This window comes from Bradyrhizobium sp. AZCC 1719, assembly GCF_036924525.1.
In the GTDB taxonomy this organism is placed as follows: Bacteria; Pseudomonadota; Alphaproteobacteria; order Rhizobiales; family Xanthobacteraceae; genus Bradyrhizobium.
Map to the genome: position 1 here is coordinate 6,894,474 of NZ_JAZHRU010000001.1, position 21,794 is coordinate 6,916,267.

Below are 21,794 nucleotides of genomic sequence, written 5' to 3' on the forward strand. Positions count from 1 at the left end.
CTGGGCTTCATCCTTCGAGACGCGGCCAAGCGGCCGCTCCTCAGGATGAGGTCTTCGAGACGCGGCCAAGCGGCCGCTCCTCAGGATGAGGTCTTAGACCCTCATGGTGAGGAGCGCGGCAACGCCGCGCGTCTCGAACCATGAGGCCGTGAAACGCGCCGACAGAATTGCGTCGGCTCAGCGATGCGGATCCGGATAAACCACGCTGCGCCAGCCGCTTCGATCGAACGGTGCCCATTCGCCTTCCGGCTGCGCCAGGCGATCGGCAACCGCATAGACGACCGCCGGGTGATGGCCCATGCCGCAATGGCTGCTTTCGACTTCGATGCTTTCGGAAGTCGCCGACGTCTTTTCCATGCAGCCCTGCCAGGCGCAGATGCCGTCGGTGCGGCTGAAGATCGCGGAGGTCGGCACCGGCGGCGTGCCCGAGAGCGATCCGCCGAAACGGGGATCCTCCTCGTCGGCGCGACGGCCGCTCGCCAGCTCATAGACGCGCCAGGCGTTGGTCGCCTTCGGTCCCGACGCAAAAGGGCTGCCGAGCGTGATCACCGAGCGCACGCGCTCCGGCATCATCTTGGCAAGCTGACGCGCGTAGAGACCGCCGAGACTCCAGCCGACCAGCGAGACCTTGCGGCCGTGCGTGTCGTTCAACTCCTGCACCAGATCGACCATGGCGTTCTGCACGCCGTGGCGCAGGCCGAGGTTGCGCCCCTGACGCCAGCCGCTGACGGCATAGCCGCGCGTGCGCAGAAAGCTGCGCAGCGGCCGCGTCGAGGTGTCGGATGCAACAAGCCCGGGCAACACCAGCACGGGGTGTCCGTCGCCGCGCGGCGCCAGGCTCAGCAATGGCAGTGCCCCCAGAAACGCGCCGAGTTCGTGAATGGCACGCCCCTCCAGAAGCATCAGGGTTCTGGATGGCGGGGCAAGCGTCTGCGCAGCAACGGACATCATATCTCCTCTCGGGCTCGGCCCCTTACGTCGCGGCAGCCGGCCACCGGTTCAGTTAGACGCCAACGCGGTAGAATCGTTCGGCACTGCAATATAGTTCCACAAAAAGCTAGGGAACCGGCTTTCCCCTTGCAAGCAGTGCAGATCACATCTCGGATAACTAAAAGCGTTGACGTGATGAATTAGTCACAGCAGCCGCAGCAGGTATTCGAGGGTGTACAGCGCCAATCCCGCAAGCCCGCCGATCAGCGATCCGTTGAAGCGGATGTATTGCAGGTCGCGGCCGATGTTGATTTCGATCAGCGCGATCAACTGCCCCATATCCCACGACTTGACCTGGTCGGAGATGAAGGTCGAGACGCCGCTCTTCTGTTCGGCGACCACGGTGCGCAACACCGCCACGAGCCCCTGGTTGATCTCGGTGCGCAGCTCGGCGTCGCCGGCCAGCGCCTCGCCCGCCTTCACGAACATGCGCACCAGATATTGCTCCAACACCTGGGTCTCGCCCGAGGCGCTGCGTTCGAAGAACGTGCGTGCGTTGGCCCAGATGTGGCGTGCGAGACCCGTCACTTCGGGACGCGCCAGGAGATCGCGCTTCAACCCCTGGATTCGCTCGGCGTAGCTTGGATCGGTGCCGAGGCGATCGACGAAGTTCATCACCATGCGATCGAATTCGCCGCGGAACGGATGCGCGGGATCGTTGCGGACTTCCTCGAAGAAGGCGGTGGCGGAAGCCACGATCTTGTTCACCAGGAACTTGTCGGCGCGATAGAGCTTTAGCAGCGTCGGCAATTCGGCGCGGATCTTTTCGCGGATCATCGCCATGGTTTCGGCCTGCGTCATGGTCTGATGCACCGCGCGCAGGATGTCATCGAGCAGGCCGGAATGCCGCCCCTCCTTCACGAATGCGCGCAGCGTTCCGGCCGCGAGCGGCGCGAGATCGATCGACATCAATTGCGCGGTGATGCGGCGGCTGACGAACGTCATCAGCCCGGAGGTCTCCGTCGCCGCCACCGCTTCGGGCAATAGCCGCAGCGCAAAGCGCGCGAGATCCTCGCTGCGCTTGCGGTCGCGCAGCCAGTCGGCGATGAACGCGCCGAAATCGATCTGCCGCAGCTTGGCCTCGACGGGAGCTGCTTCCAGGAAATGCTTCTCGATGAATTCGCCGAGCTTATCGGCGATGCGGTGCTGGTTGCTCTGGATGATCGCGGTGTGCGGAATCGGCAATCCCAGCGGCCGCTTGAACAGCGCCACCACGGCATACCAGTCGGCCAGGCCACCGATGGTAGCGGCCTCGGCAAACGCCGCGATGAAGCCGAAGGCCGGATGCAGCGGCAGCAGCGCGCGTGCGGCGAGGAAGATCGCAAACGTCGCCGCCAGCACCGACGTTGCCAGCAATTTTACACGCCGCAACTCGGCGGCGCGGATGGCGTCGCCGGGGCTGTCGATGATGAAGGTAGTGGGAAGCGTCATGGCGGCTTTCGGAGAGCTACACCCACTTCGATCATAGCGCGATGCGCCCACCGCCGTCATTCCGGGGCGTGCGAAGCACGAACTAAGGTGCGCAATTTCGCACCTGAGAATCTCGAGATTCCGGATCGCCGCTTCGCGTCGTCCGGAATGACAGGGACACCCGACAAAAAGAAGGCCCGCAAAAAGCGGGCCTTCGAAAACGGCAGTTGTCAGCGGATCGCGATCAGGCGGTCTTCATCAGGCGGTCTTGGAATAGACCTTGGCAAAGTTGTCCTGCGCGGTCTTGGCGCCCTCAGTGACGAGCTTGCCGAGATATTCGGTGGTGGCCTTCGCCCGCGTGACGAACACTTCGCCGCGCGCACGGACCAGGTCCGACTGGATCTGGGCAGCTTCGCTCAGCGACTTCGCCGAAGCGAGCTTGTCGATGCCGGCGAAGAACGCTTCCGCGTCCTGATAGAGCGCCTGCTGGATGTTACGACTGATCTTGGCGGCCTCGGAAACCGAACCGGCAACGGCGGTCTCGATCGCAGCGGTCGCCTTCTCCGAACCGGCATAAAAGTCGGCGGTGCGCTCCTTGGCGGTCTCGGTCTGCTTCTTCACGAACTCGCGGGCGGCTTCCGGAACTTCCAGGTTCTGAAGCTTGGTGAACGCCTCGGTGACGGGCGCGAAGGCTTCCTTGACGGTGTTCAGCACGGAATTGGTTTCGGTGGTCATGGGGGTCTCTCCATCCTCAGGTTTGAGCTATGGGCTCACCCCGTCCGGATTGGCCCGGGGCGCGAGTGTTGTGCCATAGTTAATGGTGCGTCGCAACATTAATGTTGCAGCGCGACATCACGAATTCGTGAAGAGCCTGATGGATGGGCGGCCCGCCCAGAGAACCGGCAAAAGTTCCACTTTAGACTAATGCCGGGACCGCCCCATCTACTTTGCATGGGGTTGTTTTCGCGATTTTGTGTTTGGCTAGTGCTGCACAGCCCCCGGCAGCCCGTAGGCTTCCATCTGTGCCCGAACCTGCGCCACATTGTGTCCGAGCACGACGATATCGTGCTTCTTGCCGTCGACATCCCGGACGTGGTCGCGCAGCAGGGCCTCGGCCTTGAAGCCGAGGCTCTCGAACAGGGCGATCGCCGCCTGCTGGTCGACGGTCATCTGTACCGACAGCTTTTCCAGCCCGGCGCCCAGCGCCAGCGCAAACGTTTCCTGCGACAGCGCCCGGCCGACCCCCTGCCCGCGGACATCAAGCGACACCACCATCCGGATCTCGCCGACATGGGGCGACCAGGAATGCGGGTCGCGCACCAGCGTGCCGCAGCCGACCACCGTCCCATCCTTCACTGCCAGCAGGCTTACGATCGCGCCGCGCTCGATCTCGTTGATCCAGGCCGACAGCACTTTTGGCTGGCTGATATTGCGCGGCAGGAACAAGAGATCATGGGTCGGGAGCTTTTGCGCAAATGCCAGCACGGCGGCTTCGTCCGCCCGCCCCATCATGCGGAATTCGATATCGCCGGCATCGGTCTTGACGTGGCGCGGATAGGAACGTGTCTCGCTCATGTTGATCTCTTACCTAGCCAGGAATCCAGTTTCGGCCACAGCCGCTTGATCGCGTTGGCGCCGGCGACGAGGCTGACGTGACCGCCCTTGAGGATCACCTCTTCCTTGTCGGTTGAGCCGATCTTGGCGATCAGATGTTTTGCGGCGTCATAGGGCACGATGTGATCGTGTTCGGCGACCGCATGCAGGATCGGCACCGTGATCCTGGAAATATCCGCCGCACGCCCGCCGACCGACATGGTGCCGTTATAGAGTTTGTTGTCCCACATCAGGTTCTTGGTGATGTCGCGGAAATACTCGCCCGCCAGCGGCAGCGTATCCGTCGCCCAGCGGTCGAACATCCGGTACGACTTCACGAACTCGTCGTTCCAGATGTTTTCCCACAATTGCACCTGGCTGACCGTGCGCGACGCCGGCCGCAGCATTTCGAACGAGGACAGGATCATTTCGGGCGGCACGTTGCCGACACTGTCGACGAGGCGATCGACGTCGAAATAGCGGCGGTCCGAAAAGTTCTGGAACAGCTTCATCTCGCGGAAGTCGATCGGCGTGGTGAAGCAGATCAAATTCTTCATCGGCCCGTCGTTGAAGATCGAGCCGTACAGGAGCGACAGCACGCCGCCGAAGCAATAGCCGATCACGGTAACGTCCTGCTCGCCGGAATCTTGCTGCACGCGGCGGACGCAATCCGGGATGAAGTCGAGGACGTAGTCCTCCATCCGCAAGGATTTTTCTTCCGGCTTCGGCGCGGTCCAGTCCAGCATGTAGACGTCGTAGCCGCGCTTCAGCAGAAACTCGATAAAGCTCTGGCCCGGCACCATGTCGAGAATGTAGCCGCGATTGGTGGTCGCCATCACGATCAGGATCGGCACGCGGTAGATTTCATCCGCAATCGGCCGATAGTGATAGAGGTTCATGGTGCCGCGGGCGGCCAGGATGTCCTTTGGCGTCGAGCCGAGCGACGGGCCGGAGGTAGAAAAATATTCGACGCCCTTGATGCTACGCTGGATCGCGCGCTGCACCTCGGACTGGACCCGCTCCGAGATGGAAGCGAAATCGAGACCCGCGGGAGCGTTCATTTCTGCTCTCCCTCCGCCGGCGGACGCTTGGTGCGCGGCGGCCGCGGCGTGCCGTAGCCGCTCTCCGGCGCCAGCGAATTGTGGTGCACCTGGTGCAGCAGCGCCTTGATCTCGTTGAGCTGGCCCTCGATCGCCTGCAGCCGCTCCGCCATGCCGACGAGCTGCGCCCGGCTCGGCAGGTTCATTGCCAGCAGGTATTTCTCCATCAGCTCGCCGAGTTGCTTCTGCGCGCCTGCGCTCACGCCGCCGACCTGGTTCATCATTTTTGAGAATTCGGGCGAGGCCATCGCCTGGTTGGCAAAGGAGTTGAACCCCTTCTCCATCTCCCCGATCATGGTCTGCCAGATCACGGCAGGATCGTTGCCTTTGTCGGCCATAAGCGCCCTCTCCCGAAAGATTACGAGCGCTTGCCACGCTTCGCTTGTGTTTGGCCCATACCACACCGTTGCAGCGGGCCGGTCAACCGCTGCGACGTCTTCTGCGGTGCGGGAAACCGTGCCATAGTTACTGAAGCCAGATATCACTTGAGGGAAGACACGCGATGCTCGCCCATCAGCCGCCTCGGATCGCCCGCGCCAACGGCATCGATATTTGCTACGAGATTTTTGGCGATCCGGCCGCGGAACCGATGCTCTTGATCATGGGGCTCGGCGCCCAGATGATCCATTGGGATGACGACTTCTGCCGCCAGCTCGCCGCGCGCGGCTTTCGCGTCATCCGCTTCGACAATCGCGATATCGGCAAATCCTCTCACATGTCCGGCGGCAAGCGGCTGACGCCGTTCGAACTGCTGAAGCTACGGTTCCTGAAGATTCCGGTGGCCGCACCTTACAAATTGATCGACATGGCCAAGGACACGGTCGGCCTGATGGACGTGCTCGGCGTCCAGTCGGCGCATCTGGTCGGGGCCTCGATGGGCGGCATGATCGCGCAGGAAGTCGCGCTCTCGTTCCCGCAGCGGGTGCGTTCGCTGACTTCGATCATGTCGACCACGGGCAATCCAAAACTGCCGCCGCCGACGCGCGAGGCTTCGGCAGTGCTGATGGCGCCGCCGCCGCGGACGAAGGAGGAGTATTTCGACCGGTTCGCCCAGACCTGGAAAGTGCTGCGCGTCGGCTCGTTCCCGGAAGACGAGGCCCTCGACCCTGCCCGCGCCTCCCGCACCTATGAACGCGGCCTCAATCCGAACGGCGTCGGCCGGCAGTTGCGGGCGGTGCTCGCCTCCGGCAGCCGCAGGGAACGGCTGCATCACCTGAAAATCCCGACGCTCGTCATCCACGGCACCGTCGATCCGCTGGTGCGCCCCGAAGCCGGCAAGGATACCGCGGCGTCAATCCCCGGCGCAAAACTCCTGATGATCGAAGGCATGGGCCACGCGCTGCCGATCCCGATGTGGCCGCAGATCATCAACGCGATCGCAGGGCACGCGCAACGCGCGGCAGCGAAGGCGGCGTAGCGCCTGCGTGGCCAGTAGGGTGGGCAAACGCGCACTTGCGCCGTGCCCACCATGCATCCGAATAGTCGGTAGAAATGGTGGGCACGCTTCGCTTTGCCCACCCTACTTTCTTAACTCTTCGTCGCGATCCAGATCACGTGACGCACGCCGCGGCCTTTGCCGGTGGCGCGGATGTTGACTTCATTGACCTCGAAGCCTGCACCACGAAGACGCTTTGCAAACGCCGCGTTTGGCCCCGAAGACCATATGGCCAGGATGCCGCCCGGTCGCAGTGCGGCGCGCGTCGCACGCAAGCCAGCAGCGTTGTAGAGCGCATCGTTGGCCTCACGAGTAAGCCCCTCCGGTCCATTGTCGACATCGAGCAGAATGGCATCGAACTTCGAACGATCGGACCGGATGACGTCGGTGACATCCGTCTCTCGAATGCTCACGCGGGAATCGTCCAGGCTATCGCCAAAAATTTCTGCCATCGGGCCTCGGGCCCAACTGACCACCGCCGGCACCAGCTCCGCCACCACGATCTGCGCTTCATTGCCGAGCGCGGCGAGCGCTGCACGCAACGTAAAGCCCATGCCCAATCCACCGATCAGCACATGCGGTTTAGCGACCTTCTCGATCTGCTTCGCAGCGAGTGTCGCGAGCGCGGCTTCCGAGCCCGACAGGCGGCTGTTCATCAGCTCGTTGCTGCCGAGCTTGATGGAAAACTCCGTGCCGCGGCGCATCAGGCGGAGTTCGCTGCCGGTGCCAGGAATGCGGGCGGTATCGAGCTTTTCCCAGGGAATCATACGGAAGCTTTAGCATAGTCGGCAGAACCGTAGGGTGGGCAAAGGCGCGCAAGCGCCGTGCCCACCATTCTAAGGTCTGGTGCAAGAGATGGTGGGCACGCTACGCTTTGCCCACCCTACGAAGAATCTACCCGCCCGCCCAGACGTCCAGCACGTAGCGGTTCCTGGTGCCGAGATCGTCGATCCAGCGCAGGCCGGCATCGGCGTCGGCGCCGGACTTTTCGCGATAGATCGCAACCAGCGCGGCCTTGACGTCCGGCTCCATCCTGCCGCCGTCGCCGCAGACATAGATGATCGCGCCCTGCTCGATCAGGCTCCAGACGCGGTCCTTTTGCGCCGCCACCTGATGCTGCACATAGGTCTTCGGCCCATCGGCGCGCGAGAAGGCAGTGTGCAGTTCGGTGATGCCGTCGATCGCGAAGGCCTTCAACTCCGCGGCATAGAGAAAATCCTGTTCGGGATGGCGGCAGCCGAAGAACAGCATCGCCGGGCCGAGCTTTGCGCCCTGCGCCTTGCGATGCGCGCGCTCCTGCAGGAAGCCGCGGAACGGCGCCAGCCCCGTACCGGGACCGATCATGATCACGGGTTGGGCCGGATCGTCGGGTAAGCGGAAGCCGGCCTTGGTCTCGCGTATGGTCGCATGCACGGTATCGCCGACGCGGCGGCCGGAGAGATAGTTCGAGCAGACGCCCTTATACACGCCACGCCCCGAACTCGCGGGCGATTCCACCACGCCGACGGTGACGCTGCAGCGCGCCGGGTCGGTCGAAGGCGACGATGAGATCGAGTAATAGCGCGGCGCCAACAGCGACAGCATTTCCAGATAGGCATGGAACGGCAGTTCGCAGGCCGGATGCTCTTCCAAGAGATCGAACACCGACTTGCGCCTGGCCAGCACGTCCGATCGGTAACGCTCGGTGGAAACATCGTCGTCGCCGACATAGGCGAGCAGCTTCGGCTTGGTGACGGGACAGCGCGTGTGTTCCGACATGATCTGGATCTGCTTGCGGGTTGCGATCTGCTGCAACTCGACGAACTCGGTCAGCAACCGCCCGACTGATACGGCATCCCCCACCGGCAATTGCGCACGGCGGCCCTCCGCGACGTGCAGCCGGATCTGGTCGGCGGGCAGAAAACCGAAGCGGCGCGCGACGGAATCGACCAGTGCTGGATCGTTGCGCGGCACCACGCTGAGGTGATCACCGACGCGGTAGGTGGTGCCGGGCGGCAATTCCACCTCGACGTGCCGGGTCGAGCGGTCGGAAGGACTGGCGCCGGCCTTGTTCTGCAGTTCGGCATTGACCAGTACCTTCATCGGCGCGACGCCGCCCTGCGCCACGATGGTGTGAACGGTCGATGGAGCCACCGGCTCGATCGAATAAAGCGGCGCGTCGTCAGCGCTGCGGGCGAAGCCGGAATCGACGCCCAGCTCCTTCATGGCCGCGGGTGCTGCCGCCGCAAACCATTTTTCGAACTGGCCGTCGAGATCGCTGCGGGCATCGCCCTCGCCGCGGGCGTAGAGGCCGTGCGCGCCGTGCGCCGCCAACTGCTCGTCAATCGTGCGCGGCACGGACTGATAGGTCGCGGCCCAGTCACTGTTGCCGCAGCCGAACACGGCATATCGCACCTTGGCGAATGCGTCCTTCGGCAGGCCGCTGTCCAGCCATCTGACGAACTGCGTGGCGTTATCAGGGGCGGCGCCATTGTAGGAGGCACAGAAGATCAGGAGAGCGCCCTGCTCCGGCAGCTTGCCGACGTAATCGTCGAGCGCGCCGAGTCTTGTCGCGAAACCGTTGACCTCGGCGAGGTCAGCCACCCGCGTCGCCAGCTCTTCCGCGGTGCCGAGGTTTGAGCCATAGAGCACCAATAGCGGCGTGTTGTGCCCCGGGCGGGTCCGCGCCTGCGGCACCGCCGCGTTCGAAGCGGCAGCGGCCACCGCCGCGCGACCGGCGAAGGCGCCACGGTCCTTGTCCGCGCGCGGGCGCACCTTGATTTTGAAACCGTCCGGCTTGACCGTCAGTGTTTCCTTCAGGTGCATCTGGTAGCGATGCACATCGATCAGCTTGAAGCGCTGCAGGATCATGCCGATCGCCAGCGCCGCCTCGTGCATCGCAAAGCCGCGGCCGATGCAGGCGCGCTGGCCGTTGCCGAACGGCTTCCAGGCATTGATCGGCCGCTTGGCCTCGGCCTCGCGGCTGAAATTCTCGGGATCGAAGACGTCCGGGTTCGGACCCCAGACGCTGGGGTCGCGGTGCAGCGCCATCACCAAAACGGTGATGAACGTATTCTTCTTCAGCTTGTACTTGCCGCCGCCGATGGTCTCGTCCTGAAGCGGCGTAATGCCGTAGGCCGGCGCCGGCGGCCACATCCGCAGCGCTTCCTTCAACACTTGCGTGATGTAAGTGAGCTGCGTGACCTGCTGATAGGTCGGCTTGGCGTTGATATCGGGTCCGAGCACCCGATCGACTTCCTCATAGGCCTTCTTCAGCACCTCGGGATGCTTGAGCAGCGCGTAGATGGTGCACGAGAGAAGTCCGCTGGTGGTCTCGTGGCCCGCAATCAGGAAGGTGTTGATCTGGTAGCGGATGTTGATGTCGTCGAGCTGCTCGCCAGTTGAGCGGTCGATGCCGGTCATCATCGCGCCCAGCATATCCTTCTTGGCCTCAGCAGCTTCCGCATTGCCGCGGCGCTCGGCGATGATCTCGTCGACCATCTTGTTCATGAAGACGACATCCTGAGCCAGTGTCTTGCGCCGCTTCTGCATCCACAGATTTTCCAGCGGCAGCCCGCGGGTCATCATGATGGTCTCGAGCGAGCGCACCAGCGACTCCACGAACGGGTGATAGTCGCGACGGTAGAACGAATTGAAACGGTAGTCGAAGCCGCAGAGCCCAATCGTGTCGAGCGTCAGCGCCGTCATGTCGTGCACGACGTCGATCTCCTCGTCGGCGTTGAGCCGCTCCCATTTCTTGACGAGCTGCTCGGCGATATCGACCATGCTCGGGTGATAGGATTGCATCGCGCGGTTGCCGAACGGCTGCAGCAGGATGTTGTGCGCCTTGCTCCAGTTCGGCTCTGTCGTGTCGGCGGTGAACAGCCCGTCGCCGCCGACGGCGCGGACGCGGCGCAGCGAGCCGCGCACCGTCTTGTCGAAACGTTTCTCGTCGGAGAGTTCGTCGATCAGATCGTGGCCGGAGGCGATCACGATCGGCGCGCCCATCATGTCGAGCCAGAAGATCGGTCCGAGCTCCTTGGACAGCTTGACCAGATGCTGCACCGGCGCGTTCGGGTCCAGCGACAGCATGTTGCCGACGACGGGCTTCTTCGGCGGATGCGGGATCGGACTGAGTTTATTGCTGGACGCCATTGTCGAAGTGTCTCCCCTGCCTAATCCCATCCACGCCGTCATTCCGGGGCGATGCGAAGCATCGAACTATGGTGCGCAATTGCGCACCTGAGAATCTCGAGATTCCGGGTCTGCGCTACGCGCATCCCGGAATGACGACGCGAGACGTTTTCGCTCGCGTGACGCGTCATCCTCATCCAAATCTTTTTCTACGCCACTCGATCAGCTTGGCGCTGACTTCGTCCGGCTTTTCCTGCTGCGTCCAATGGCCGCTGTCGCGCACGAGATACTTCTCGAGATCGGGCACCAGCTTCTCCATGCCATCGGTCGCCGACGGCGGCAGCACCGCGTCGTTCTCGGCCATGATCATCAGCGACGGCACGCGGACGGTATGGTCGAGCCCTTCCGAGCGCTGCCAGTTGCGTGAAAAATTGCGGTACCAGTTGATGCCGCCGGTGAAGCCGGTCTTGGTGAAGGTGTCGACGAACACCTGCTTTTCTTCCGGCGACAGGATCGGCGTGCGCGGATCGTGCTTGGCATCGTAATTCGCGATCATCTGTGGAAATGCCAGGTTGAGTCGCGCTGACGCGCCGACACCCGCAATCGGCTGCTCCTCCGGCGTACCCGCGGGCCGCGCCACAGGCTTGCGCATGAACGCGTCAAAGGTCTGCTCGACCCGGCTGCCGAAAATCCTGTCAGGCTCGCGGCCAGGGTCCTGGAATTGCACAATGTACATCTTGTCGCCGAAGCGCTGCCGAAACAGCTCGATCGGATCGGCCGGCATACGATCCCAATGCGGGGTGTTGACGCCGACGACACCGGCGACGCGATCGAGGTGGCGTAGTGGCATCTGCCAGACGACGAAGCCGCCCCAGTCGTGGCCGACGAAGATCGCCTTGTCGATTTGGAGATGATCGAGCAGACCGACGAGATCGCCGGTCAGATGCTCCATATCGTAATCCTCGACCGGCTCGGGGCGGTCGGTCGCGCCATAGCCGCGCTGATCCGGCGCAATCACCCGGATGCCGGCGTCGCTCAGTGCCTTGATCTGGTGCCGCCAGGAAAACGCGATCTCTGGCCAGCCGTGACATAGAACGAGCGGCGGCTTGTCCGATTTGGGCCCCGCCTCGTAATAGCCCATGCGAATACCGTTCACCTCGGCGAATTGCAGCGGCGGCATTTCAATCATGGCAGCCCCCTATTCAGCGGCGCGGGTCATGCTCGGCGGCGGCGCGAACGCCGCCTCCAGCGCTTCAAATTCGATCGGGAGCATGTCGCAGAGAATCTGGACATGCGGAATGATGTTGGCGCCGGCGATGAAGCCAAAATCGAGCTGGTCGCGGTAGCTCTGCACGGTGATGTTGAGCGCGATGCCATGCGTCGAGATCGACACCGGGAAGATGTGCAGCAGCTCGGCGCCGGCGGCATACAGCGTCTGCCGCGGCCCGGGCACGTTTGATACGGTGATGTTGGCTGCCGGCGGCAGCACGTCGGAGAGGTTGGAGCGGCTGTAGAGCAGCGCAAGGATCTGGGTCACGATCGGCGCGCCCAGCATCGAAAGGTTGGAGACTTGCGGCATCAGCGCCCGCAGCGGATGCGACATCTCCTTCGACTTGGTGGATTGCGCGATGATGGTTTCCAGCCGCGTCTTGGGATCGTCGACATTGGTGGCGATCGCGCAGATCATGCCGAACACCTGGTTGTTGGCGTCGGCGTTGCCTTCCTCGCGCAGCGAGATCGGCACCGCTGCGGTCAGGGATTTGCTGGGCAGCGCGCCCTGACTGATCAGGTAGCGGCGCACCACGCCCGAAGACAGCGCCAGCACCACGTCGTTGAGCTTGCCGCCGGACGTCTTTGCCAGCGCCTTGGCGCGCGACAGCGAGATCGAGGTGCCGGCAAAGCTGCGCTCCGACGAGATCGTCTTGTTGAGGATGGTCGGCGGCGAGGCCATGCTGGCAAGGCTGTCGCGCGACTTGGGATCGGAAACCTTGCCGACCACATCTGACACGCTCTTGAGCATCGTCGGAATGCTGCTGGCGAATTTCACCGCGCTCTCGATCTGGAACATGGCGTTGTCGAACAAGATCGAGCCGAGATCGCTCTTGCCCGTGCGCGGCAGTTCGAGGCTCTTTGGCGCGGCTTTGGCGTCGAACGGCTGGGTCCAGAGCTGCTGGTAGGAATCGATCAGGTTGGCGGCGATGTCGCGCGGCTCCGGCGCCACCTTGCGCGCGGTGGGCGGATCGACCTGACGCGGCACCGGGGTGATGTCGTAGATCATGCTGGTGAGAGCTGCGCCGGCGCCGCCGTCGATGCAGGCGTGGTGCATCTTGGAATAAAGCCCGATCTCGTTATCCTTCATGCCTTCGAAGACATAGAACTCCCAGAGCGGGCGGGCGCGGTTGAGCAATTTGGCATGCATCCAGCCCACAATGCGCTCCAGCGTCGCGCGGTCACGCGGCTCCGGCAGGCTGGCGCGGAAGATGTGGCGGTCGATATCGAACTGGTCGTCCTCGACCCAGGACGGATGATCGATGTCGAGCGGCGCCTTCTCCAGGCGGGCTTTCAGGATCGGCGCGATGTGCAGCCGCGAGGCGATCATCGCCTTGAACTCTTCGAAGAAGTCGCCCTTGTAGCCTTCGGGCAGGCGGAAGATCGCCATGCTGCCGACATGCATCGGCATTTCCGGGGTTTCCAGATACAGAAACGACGCGTCCAGCGAAGACAGCTTCTTGGCGTCCGCCATATTTTCCTCCCGCAGTAGAAAACGCGGCGCCTTGGCGGCGCTTCTGGCGTCTGGAATGTCTTTGTTATTGGAGCATATCCGAAAACCGACAGCCCTCCTGCATCAATTGCAGAACGGGATCTTTCGCGATCATGCCCTTAGCTCAGGGCGTGGATTCAGGATTGTGCATTTTCGGGGGGCCCATAGGCAATGGCAAATGGTCCTGATCGGTCAAAATGCTTAAACACGCCTTCCGCTTGCGCCAGTCGGTCGGCTACTGCCCACAATGCTGCGGGGTTGACGCCGAGCCCGATATGGCTGGCAAGGTGGACCTCGATGTTTTCGGCCGTGGCGGAGGGACGCAACAGGCTGGTGTGCCAGTTCACGATGCCGTCGGTCCGCGAATAGATCGAGGTCGCCGGCACCGGCAGGTCACCGGCAATGGCCAAGCGGATTTCCGGATTGTCGTCGACGGTTTCCCCCGACAGCACCTCGTAGAGCCGCGTGGCATTGGTCGCGCGGATATCGCTGGCAAACGGGCTGCCGAGCGTGATCACCGAGCGCACCATGTCCGGCATCTGCAGTGCGAGATCGCGCGCATAGACGCCGCCGAGGCTCCAGCCGACGAGACTGACCTTTCGGCCCGTGGCTTCATAGATGCGCCTCAGGAGAGCTTGCAGTGCCCCGCGCTTGGAAGCGATGCCGCCGAAATTGCGGCCCATGTCCCAGGCATAGGTGTGGTAGCCGAGTTCTTTGAGATAGCGCCGCATCGGCGCCATCGATAGATCGCTGGCGAGAAACCCCGGCAGCGCCAGCACCGGATGCCCGTCGCCCCTCGGCGCACGCAACAAGAGCGGCGACAGTAACAGACTCGAATTCAGCTCGAACAGCGCCCGCGTCTCGGCCAGCATCAGAAACAGGCTTGGCGGCCGAAGCCGCTGCTCTTCTGTTGCTGCGCCGCTTTCTGCGATGGCCACTCTCACTTGTCCTTCTTGGCCATGCCGCCGAGCCCGGCCATGGTCACGAACATATCCTGGAATCGCTCGGCGATCTTGGGATCGAACGTGAACCAACTCTGGATCAGCGATTCCGGCGACACCTTTTCGATGTTGGCCATCACCTGCTGCTGCATCTTGTCCATCACGGCGGTCTGCATCGGCGAGACATCGGGCAATCCGAAGAACTGCCTGGCCTCCAGCGGCGTGCAATCGATTTCGACATTAACTTTCATGACCGCTCCTTATCGCGCTGCCCTTGCTGCAGTATCGACACGACGGACCGAGTCATGCAAGGACCAGAGCCGGTCCCCGGTCCCTTCAATTCCCGATATGGTCAACCAAAGCGTTCGATGGCAAACGGCTTGGCATCGGCAAATGGCGTCTCGCCGGTCATCATTTCGGCCAGCAGGCGGCCGGTCGCGGGTCCGAGCGTCAGGCCGTGGTGCTGGTGGCCGAAATCGAACCATAGCCCGCCATGGCGGGGTGCCTTGCCGATCACCGGCAGCATATCCGGCAGGCAGGGCCGCGCCCCCATCCAGGGCTTGGTGTCGACCGGCTCGCCGAGCGGGAACAGTCGGTGCGCCCGCGGCAGCGCCCGCTCGACCTGGATCGGCGTTGGTGGTGCATCGCGGTGGGCAAACTCGGCGCCGGTCGTCAGCCGAATGCCGCGGTTCATCGGCGCCAGGAGATAGCCGAGATCGGTGTCCAGCACGGGATGGTTCAAGACCGCGTTGCCGCGCGGCTTGAGATGCAAATGGTAACCACGCTTGACCTGAAGCGGGATCGAATAGCCGAGCGGCGCGAGGATCTGGTCGGACCATGGCCCCATCGCCACCACCACTTCGCGCGCCGCAATAGTGCCTTCCAGCGTCGCCACCCGCCACCGTCCGCCCGCCTGCTCGAGCGTTCGGGCGTCGCCGACCAGGTAACGCCCGCCCTTGCGGCCGAACAGCGCCGCATAGGCCTTGGCCAGCCCACCGGGATCGGGCACAAATCCCGGCGCGGGAAAATGGATCGCGCCGCTGAAATCGCCGGTCAGATGCGGCTCGCGTGCTGATATCGCAGGCCGATCCAGCAGCTCGCCGGCAACGCCGTGCTCCCCGGCACGCTTGAGATCTTGCACCGCATTCGCAAGGGTCGCCTCGGAACGAAACAGTTTGATCCAGCCGGTCCGCCGCAACAGCTCCGGCACATTGGCTTCCGCAATCAGCGCCTCATGCTCGATCAGGCTGCGCTGGATCAGCGGCAATTCGGCCATTGCGCTGTGCAGTGCACGCTCCGGTGATGAGGCGAGGAAATACCGGGTCAGCCACGGCAGGAAGACCGGCAAATCCCTGAAATGGTAATGCACCTGCGGCGCGCGAAGAAACGCATAGCGCAGGATCTGGCCCACGTCCCGCGGAAACATATAGGGAAAGACCGAGGCGCATTCGATCAGCCCGCCATTGCCGTAACTGGTTTCCTCGCCGGCTGTATCATGGCGGTCGATCAGAACCACGTTCCGGCCGCGTTTTTGCAGGTGCAAAGCGGCGCTGACGCCGACCATGCCTGCACCCAGGACGAGAACGTCGGCCTTCAGTTCCGCCATCCGGCACTCCGAAAGTTCAATGTAACGCGCTTGCGCATACGTCTTAAGGTGACACTAGTCATTGCCGCACCGCCGCGCAAACCGGCACGCAGTGCGGGATAATGAAGCTTGCGCGGTGGCTGGACTCTGGCAACATGGCTCGGCAATATCCGGCGGAAATTGCTGATCAAAAGCGGGGAAATCGAACAAATGTCGGTACGTCAGACTTTGCTTGCAGCGGCCACGGCTTCCATCCTTGCCGCGGCAATGGCGCCGGCATCGGCCCAGAGCCTGCGTTATGCCAACCAGGGCGACCTCAAGTCCCTCGACCCCTACACGCTGAACGAGAGCACCACTCACGCCCATCTCGGTCACATCTTTGAAGGTCTCATCGCCCGCGACAAGGATCTGAAGATCATCCCCGCTCTGGCGGAGAAATGGGAAACACCGGAGCCGACCCGCTGGCGGTTCCATTTGCGCAAGGGCGTGAAATTCCAGAACGGCGACCCCTTCACTGCCGACGACGTGCTTTTCTCGGCGGAACGTGTTCAAAAGAAGGGCTCGAACCTGCAGACCCGCATTCCCAGCGGTACCAAGGTCGTCAAGGTCGACGACCACACGGTGGACTTCATCCTGACCTCGCCCAATCCCATTCTCAATTCGCAATGGGATACCTGGTACATCATGAGCAAGAAGTGGGCCGAGGCTAACAACGCCGTCGAACCCACGCCCGCGGCGGCAACGACGCCGAGCTTTGCCTCGCTCAACGCCAACGGCACCGGCGCCTTCTCGGTCGAAAGCCACCAGCCCGGCGTCAAGACCGTATTCAAGGCCAACCCGAACTGGTGGCGCAAGCCCGAACATAATCTCAAGGAAATCATCTTCACGCCAATCGGCTCGGACGCCACGCGCGTTGCCGCGCTGCTGTCCGGCGAAGTCGACGTCATCGAGCCGGTTCCGATCCAGGATATTACGCGGGTGGATTCCAGCCCGAACGCCCAGGTGCTGAAGGGACCGGAACTCCGCACCATCTTCCTCGGCATGGATCAGGTCCGCGACGAACTGCTCTACTCCAACGTCAAGGGCAAGAATCCCTTCAAGGACATCAAGGTGCGCGAGGCCTTCTTCAAGGCCGTCGATATCGAGCTGATCAAGACCCGCGTCATGCGCGGCCTGGCGACGCCTTCGGCGCTGATGATCGCGCCGCAATTGTTCAAGTTGTCCGGCGACTTTACCCGTCCGAAATTCGATCCCGACGGCGCCAAGAAGCTGCTGACCGAGGCCGGCTATCCCGACGGTTTCGAAGTCACGATGGACTGCCCCAACGACCGTTATGTCAACGACGCCGCGATCTGTCAGGCCGTCGTCGGCATGCTGGCCCGCATCGGGGTCAAGGTGACGCTCCTGGCCCAGCCCAAGGCGCAGTATTTCGCCAAGGTGCTGAAGCCCGGCGGTTACCAGACCTCGTTCTATCTGCTCGGCTGGACGCCCGGCACGCTCGACTCCCACAACGTCCTGCATGACATCATGGGCTGTCGCGACGATCCGAAGTCCAACCGCGGCGAGGCCAATCTCGGTGGCTACTGCAACAAGAAGGTCGACGCACTCACCGAGAAGGTCTTGCAGGAATCGGACACGAACAAGCGAGACCTCCTGATCAAGGAAGCCTTCGAGATCGGCACCAAGGATGTCGGCTACATCCCGCTGCACCAGCAGGCGCTGGCCTGGGGTGTGTCGAAGAAAGTGAAACTGAGCCAGCGCGCCGACAACCAGGTCTTGCTCTACTGGGCGACCAAACAGGATTAGTCAGGCTCGACACAGGTCCCGGTGGCTCTAGCGGCTTCCGGGACCTTTCGTTTCCAGGCGACAGCGACGTCCGCCGCACCAAGAGAGCAGTGAAAGGAATACATGCTCGCTTTCACTCTTCGCCGCGCTATCCAGGCCATCGGCGTCATGATCGCGGTCGGCGTCATCGCGTTCTCGATGTTCCGGTTCGCTGGCGATCCCGTCAACCAGATCGTCTCATTGGACACGCCGGCCGCCGAACGCGAGGCGGTCCGCAAGTCGCTCGGGCTAGACGATCCCGTCCCGGTGCAATTCGCACGCTATTTCGTCAATGCCGCGCAATTCAAGTTCGGGGTCTCCTATCAGTTCCGTCAGCCGGTTTCGAACCTGTTGATGGAACGAATGCCGGCGACGCTGGAGCTTGCCGCCTGCGCTACCGTTCTCGCCATGGTGTTCGGCATCCTGATGGGGGTCTATTCGGCGCTGCGGCGAGATACGATTCTGACAAAGTTCTTCCAGGCAGTGTCGCTGATCGGAATCTCACTGCCGACCTTCCTGATCGGCATCCTTCTCATCTATCTGTTCTCGGTGACGCTGGGCTGGCTGCCTTCATTCGGCCGCGGCGACGTGGTGCGGATCGGCTGGTGGACGACCGGCCTGCTCACCCTTTCCGGCCTGAAGGCGCTGATCATGCCATCGATTACGCTGGGCCTGTTCCAGATGACCCTGATCATGCGGCTGGTGCGCGCTGAAATGCTTGAAGTGCTCCGCACCGACTACATCCGCTTCGCCCGCGCCCGCGGCCTGACCACGCGCGCGATCCATTTCGGTCACGCGCTGAAGAACACGCTGGTTCCCGTCATCACGGTCGCCGGCTTGCAGTTTGGCTCGGTAATTGCATTTGCCATTATCACCGAAACCGTCTTCCAGTGGCCGGGTATGGGATTGTTGTTCGTGCAGGCCGTGCAAAATGTCGATATCCCGATCATGGCCGCCTATCTGCTGATGGTGTCGCTGATTTTCGTTACCATCAATCTGGTGGTCGATATCCTCTACACCGTCGTCGATCCGCGCCTGCGCTCGACCATCGGCCGTCCGGCATAAGCGAGACTGATATGTCTGACGCCGTCGTACCGCACCGAATAGAGTCGAGCCCGCAGCGGGCGCGCTCGAACGCGAGCTGGCTGAAGCGTGTGCTCGACAGCGACATCTTTTACTCGTTCCGCCGCTCCCGAATGACGATGGTGGCGGCTGCCGTCACCGTCCTGTTCTTCCTGCTCGCGATCTTTGCATCGCAACTCGCCGTGCAGAACCCGTTCGATCCGGCGCAACTGCAATTGATGAATTCGCGCATCTCGCCGCTGTGGACCGCCGAGGGCCAGAGCCCGTTCCTGCTCGGCACCGATGAACAGGGTCGCGACGTGTTTTCTGCGATCCTCTACGGATTGCGGATTTCGCTCGTAGTCGGCGTGCTGGGCGTTATCTTCGCCGGCACGCTCGGCATCACGCTTGGCCTCATTGCAGGCTATGTCGGTGGCGCGGTCGACGGGCTGATCATGCGCATCGCCGACGTGCAGCTCACCTTCCCGGCCATCCTGATCGCGCTATTGGTCAACGGCGTCGCCAAATCGGTGTTCAACAACCGGCTCGACGCCGTGAGCACGCTGGCGGTGCTGGTGGTCGCGATCGGTCTCAGTTTCTGGGTACAATACGCCCGCACCGTGCGCGGCTCGGTCATGGTCGAGAAGAACAAGGACTATGTCGCAGCCGCCCAACTGATCGGCCTTCCCGCGCCCAAGATCATGCTGCGCCACGTGCTGCCCAACACCATGGGCCCCATCCTCGTGATCGCGACCATCAACCTCGCGCTCGCCATCATCACCGAGGCGACACTGTCGTTCCTGGGCGCCGGCATGCCCGACACCATGCCCTCGCTCGGCACCCTGATCCGGATCGGCAACAACTATCTGTTTGCCGGCGAATGGTGGATCGTCGCCTTTCCCGGCATCGCGCTGGCGGGACTGATCCTCTCCATCAACCTGCTCGGCGACTGGCTGCGCGACGCGCTTAATCCAAAACTCCGATGACCGTTCCCGTCCTCTCCGTGCGTAACCTCGAGGTGGAATTCCTCACCCGCCGCAGCACGCTGCGCGCAATCAACGGCGTTTCTTTCGACATCGCCAAGGGCGAAGTGCTCGGCGTGGTCGGCGAATCCGGCGCCGGCAAATCGGTCACGGGACTGGCCGTGATCGGACTGATCGATCCTCCCGGCCGCATTTCGGGCGGCGAGATCTATCTATCGGGAACGCGGATCGATCACCTGCCGCCGGAAGAAATCCGCCGTATCCGGGGCAAACGAATCGGGATGATCTTTCAGGATCCGCTGACAAGCCTCAATCCGCTCTACCGGATCGGCGACCAGATCGTCGAGACGATTCGAACCCACTTGAACCTGTCGGAGACCGCGGCGCGCAAGCGCGCCATCGATCTCCTCGCCGAAGTCGGAATCCCGGCTCCGGACAAGCGCATCGACGCCTATCCACACGAATTCTCCGGCGGCATGCGCCAGCGTGTCGTGATTGCGCTGGCGATCTGCGCCGAGCCGGAACTGATCATCGCCGACGAGCCGACCACCGCGCTCGACGTTTCCGTGCAGGCGCAGATCATCTCGCTGATCAAGCGCCTCGGGCGCGACCACGGCACGGCGGTGATGCTGGTCACCCACGACATGGGCGTGATCGCCGAGACCTCCGACCGGGTTGCGGTGATGTATTCGGGCCGGATCGCCGAGATCGGCCCGGTGCAGGATGTGGTGCAGAACCCGCTGCATCCCTACGCCAAGGGCCTGATGGGCGCGATCCCGACGCTCGCCGGCGAAGACAAGCGGCTGGTGCAAATACCGGGTTCGATGCCGCGGCTGTCGGCGATCCCGCCGGGCTGCCCATTCAATCCGCGCTGCGCCTTTGTGTTCGACCGTTGCCGCGTCGATCGGCCGGAGCCGCTCAAGCATGGTTCGCACGCCGTGGCCTGCCATCTCTTCGACACCGCGCCCCATGAAGCGGCGAAGGAGACCGTGGCATGAGCCCGCCCTTTGTCGATGTGAGGAATTTGCGCCGCGTGTTCGACGTCTCAAAGCCGTGGCTCAACCGCGTGCTGGAAGGCGGCCGTCCGGAATTCCTGAAAGCCGTCGACGGCGTGACGTTCGACATCAGGAAGGGCGAGACTTTTGCGCTCGTCGGGGAATCCGGCTCGGGCAAGACCACCGTGGCACGGATGGTCGTGGGACTTCTGCCGCCGACTTCGGGCGAAGTCATCATCGACGGCGTCTCGATGACGAATGCCAGGCAGGCGCAGGCGCGGCAGCGGTTGCGCCGCCGTATCCAGATGATTTTTCAGGACCCCTACGCGAGCCTCAATCCCCGCTTCCGGGTCGATGCCATCGTCTCCGAGCCGATCCGTGCCTTCGACCTGATCCAGGGCGAGCGCGATATCCGCTTTCGCGTCGGCGAATTGTTGAATCTCGTGGGCCTGCATCCCGACGACGGCCTGAAATATCCGCATGAATTCTCCGGCGGGCAGCGCCAGCGCATCGCGATTGCGCGCGCGCTGGCGTCAGATGCCGAATTCATTGTTTGCGACGAGCCGACCTCGGCGCTCGATGTCTCCGTGCAGGCGCAGATCCTCAATCTGATGCGCGACCTGCAGGACAAATTCGGCCTGACCTATCTCCTCATCAGCCATAACCTCGCCGTGGTCCGCCACATGGCGACGCGCATCGGCGTGATGTACCTCGGTCGTATTGTTGAAATCGCCGAGGGCCGCGAATTATTCGCCAATCCGCGAATGCCCTACACCAAAATGCTGCTCGGCGCGGTTCCTGATCTCGCGATGTCCGGCCGGCAGCGCATTCCGGTCAAGGGCGAAATCCCAAATCCGATCGACCCGCCACCCGGCTGTGCCTTCAACCCGCGCTGCCCGCTCGCCTTCGATCTGTGCCGGCGGCAGGCGCCCGAGCTGATCAACGGGGTCGCCTGCCACGCCGTCAACCAACCGGTTGAGGCTGCCGCCGCGGTATGATCAC

19 protein-coding genes are annotated in these 21,794 nt (G+C 63.0%); 6 read left to right on the top strand and 13 right to left on the bottom strand.

Translation table 11 applies throughout. The features are described from left to right. Positions 1-177: 177 nt before the first annotated feature. From V1292_RS32485 to V1292_RS32510, 6 genes are all read right to left on the bottom strand, one after another. Positions 178-948, bottom strand: coding sequence for an esterase/lipase family protein (locus V1292_RS32485; protein WP_334376622.1), 771 nt, complete (start codon positions 946-948; stop codon positions 178-180). Between the two features lie 186 nt (positions 949-1,134). Next, on the bottom strand, positions 1,135-2,421 hold the full coding sequence (locus tag V1292_RS32490) for a DUF445 domain-containing protein (protein WP_334376623.1): 1,287 nt from the start codon (positions 2,419-2,421) through the stop codon (positions 1,135-1,137). A gap of 237 nt (positions 2,422-2,658) precedes the next feature. Next, positions 2,659-3,135, bottom strand: a complete 477-nt coding sequence (locus V1292_RS32495) for a phasin (RefSeq protein WP_334376624.1) — start codon at positions 3,133-3,135, stop codon at positions 2,659-2,661. 246 nt (positions 3,136-3,381) lie between these two features. Next, complete coding sequence (locus V1292_RS32500) at positions 3,382-3,975, bottom strand: GNAT family N-acetyltransferase (RefSeq protein ID WP_334376625.1); 594 nt, start codon at positions 3,973-3,975, stop codon at positions 3,382-3,384. Continuing rightward, complete coding sequence (locus V1292_RS32505) at positions 3,972-5,054, bottom strand: alpha/beta fold hydrolase (RefSeq protein ID WP_334376628.1); 1,083 nt, start codon at positions 5,052-5,054, stop codon at positions 3,972-3,974. The genes V1292_RS32500 and V1292_RS32505 overlap by 4 nt, the downstream gene beginning before the upstream one ends. After that, positions 5,051-5,431, bottom strand: coding sequence for a hypothetical protein (locus tag V1292_RS32510; RefSeq protein ID WP_028350065.1), 381 nt, complete (start codon positions 5,429-5,431; stop codon positions 5,051-5,053). The genes V1292_RS32505 and V1292_RS32510 overlap by 4 nt, the downstream gene beginning before the upstream one ends. Positions 5,432-5,595: 164 nt before the next feature. Between V1292_RS32510 and V1292_RS32515 the strand changes: the two genes are divergently transcribed. Beyond that, positions 5,596-6,510, top strand: a complete 915-nt coding sequence (locus tag V1292_RS32515) for an alpha/beta fold hydrolase (protein ID WP_334376629.1) — start codon at positions 5,596-5,598, stop codon at positions 6,508-6,510. A 110-nt stretch (positions 6,511-6,620) separates the two neighbouring features. Here the strand turns inward: V1292_RS32515 and V1292_RS32520 are convergent, their stop codons facing one another. The 7 genes from V1292_RS32520 to V1292_RS32550 form a co-directional block, all read right to left on the bottom strand. Next, positions 6,621-7,295, bottom strand: coding sequence for a spermidine synthase (locus V1292_RS32520; RefSeq protein ID WP_334376630.1), 675 nt, complete (start codon positions 7,293-7,295; stop codon positions 6,621-6,623). Between the two features lie 127 nt (positions 7,296-7,422). Next, a complete protein-coding gene (locus V1292_RS32525; protein WP_334376631.1) occupies positions 7,423-10,662 on the bottom strand; it encodes a bifunctional cytochrome P450/NADPH--P450 reductase in 3,240 nt (1,079 codons plus the stop codon). A gap of 172 nt (positions 10,663-10,834) precedes the next feature. Beyond that, positions 10,835-11,830, bottom strand: coding sequence for an alpha/beta fold hydrolase (locus tag V1292_RS32530; protein WP_334376632.1), 996 nt, complete (start codon positions 11,828-11,830; stop codon positions 10,835-10,837). Positions 11,831-11,839: 9 nt separating this feature from the next. Next, the gene (locus V1292_RS32535) at positions 11,840-13,384 is read right to left on the bottom strand and encodes a WS/DGAT/MGAT family O-acyltransferase (RefSeq protein ID WP_334376634.1); all 1,545 of its coding nucleotides are present in this window, start codon (positions 13,382-13,384) and stop codon (positions 11,840-11,842) included. Positions 13,385-13,539: 155 nt separating this feature from the next. Then, entirely contained in the window at positions 13,540-14,274 is a 735-nt protein-coding gene (locus V1292_RS32540; RefSeq protein WP_334377231.1) for an esterase/lipase family protein, read from the bottom strand. A gap of 68 nt (positions 14,275-14,342) precedes the next feature. Next, a complete protein-coding gene (locus V1292_RS32545) occupies positions 14,343-14,594 on the bottom strand; it encodes a DUF6489 family protein (RefSeq protein ID WP_065744106.1) in 252 nt (83 codons plus the stop codon). A 101-nt stretch (positions 14,595-14,695) separates the two neighbouring features. Beyond that, entirely contained in the window at positions 14,696-15,949 is a 1,254-nt protein-coding gene (locus V1292_RS32550) for an NAD(P)/FAD-dependent oxidoreductase (RefSeq protein ID WP_334376636.1), read from the bottom strand. A 189-nt stretch (positions 15,950-16,138) separates the two neighbouring features. Here V1292_RS32550 and V1292_RS32555 point away from each other — a divergent pair, with 189 nt between their 5' ends. The 5 genes from V1292_RS32555 (at position 16,139) to V1292_RS32575 (ending at position 21,790) form a co-directional block, all read left to right on the top strand. After that, positions 16,139-17,734: an ABC transporter substrate-binding protein gene (locus V1292_RS32555; protein ID WP_334376637.1), complete on the top strand. Its 1,596-nt coding sequence runs from the start codon at positions 16,139-16,141 to the stop codon at positions 17,732-17,734. 102 nt (positions 17,735-17,836) lie between these two features. Next, positions 17,837-18,817, top strand: coding sequence for an ABC transporter permease (locus V1292_RS32560; RefSeq protein ID WP_334376638.1), 981 nt, complete (start codon positions 17,837-17,839; stop codon positions 18,815-18,817). 11 nt (positions 18,818-18,828) lie between these two features. Beyond that, a complete protein-coding gene (locus V1292_RS32565; protein ID WP_334367729.1) occupies positions 18,829-19,800 on the top strand; it encodes an ABC transporter permease in 972 nt (323 codons plus the stop codon). Next, positions 19,797-20,795 (top strand): ABC transporter ATP-binding protein, encoded by a 999-nt coding sequence (locus tag V1292_RS32570; RefSeq protein WP_334376639.1) that lies wholly within the window; start codon positions 19,797-19,799, stop codon positions 20,793-20,795. Before V1292_RS32565 ends, V1292_RS32570 begins: the two co-directional genes overlap by 4 nt. Further along, positions 20,792-21,790 carry an ABC transporter ATP-binding protein gene (locus tag V1292_RS32575; protein ID WP_334376640.1) on the top strand — a complete coding sequence of 333 codons (999 nt, stop codon included), beginning with the start codon at positions 20,792-20,794 and terminating at the stop codon, positions 21,788-21,790. Before V1292_RS32570 ends, V1292_RS32575 begins: the two co-directional genes overlap by 4 nt. Positions 21,791-21,794: the final 4 nt, after the last annotated feature.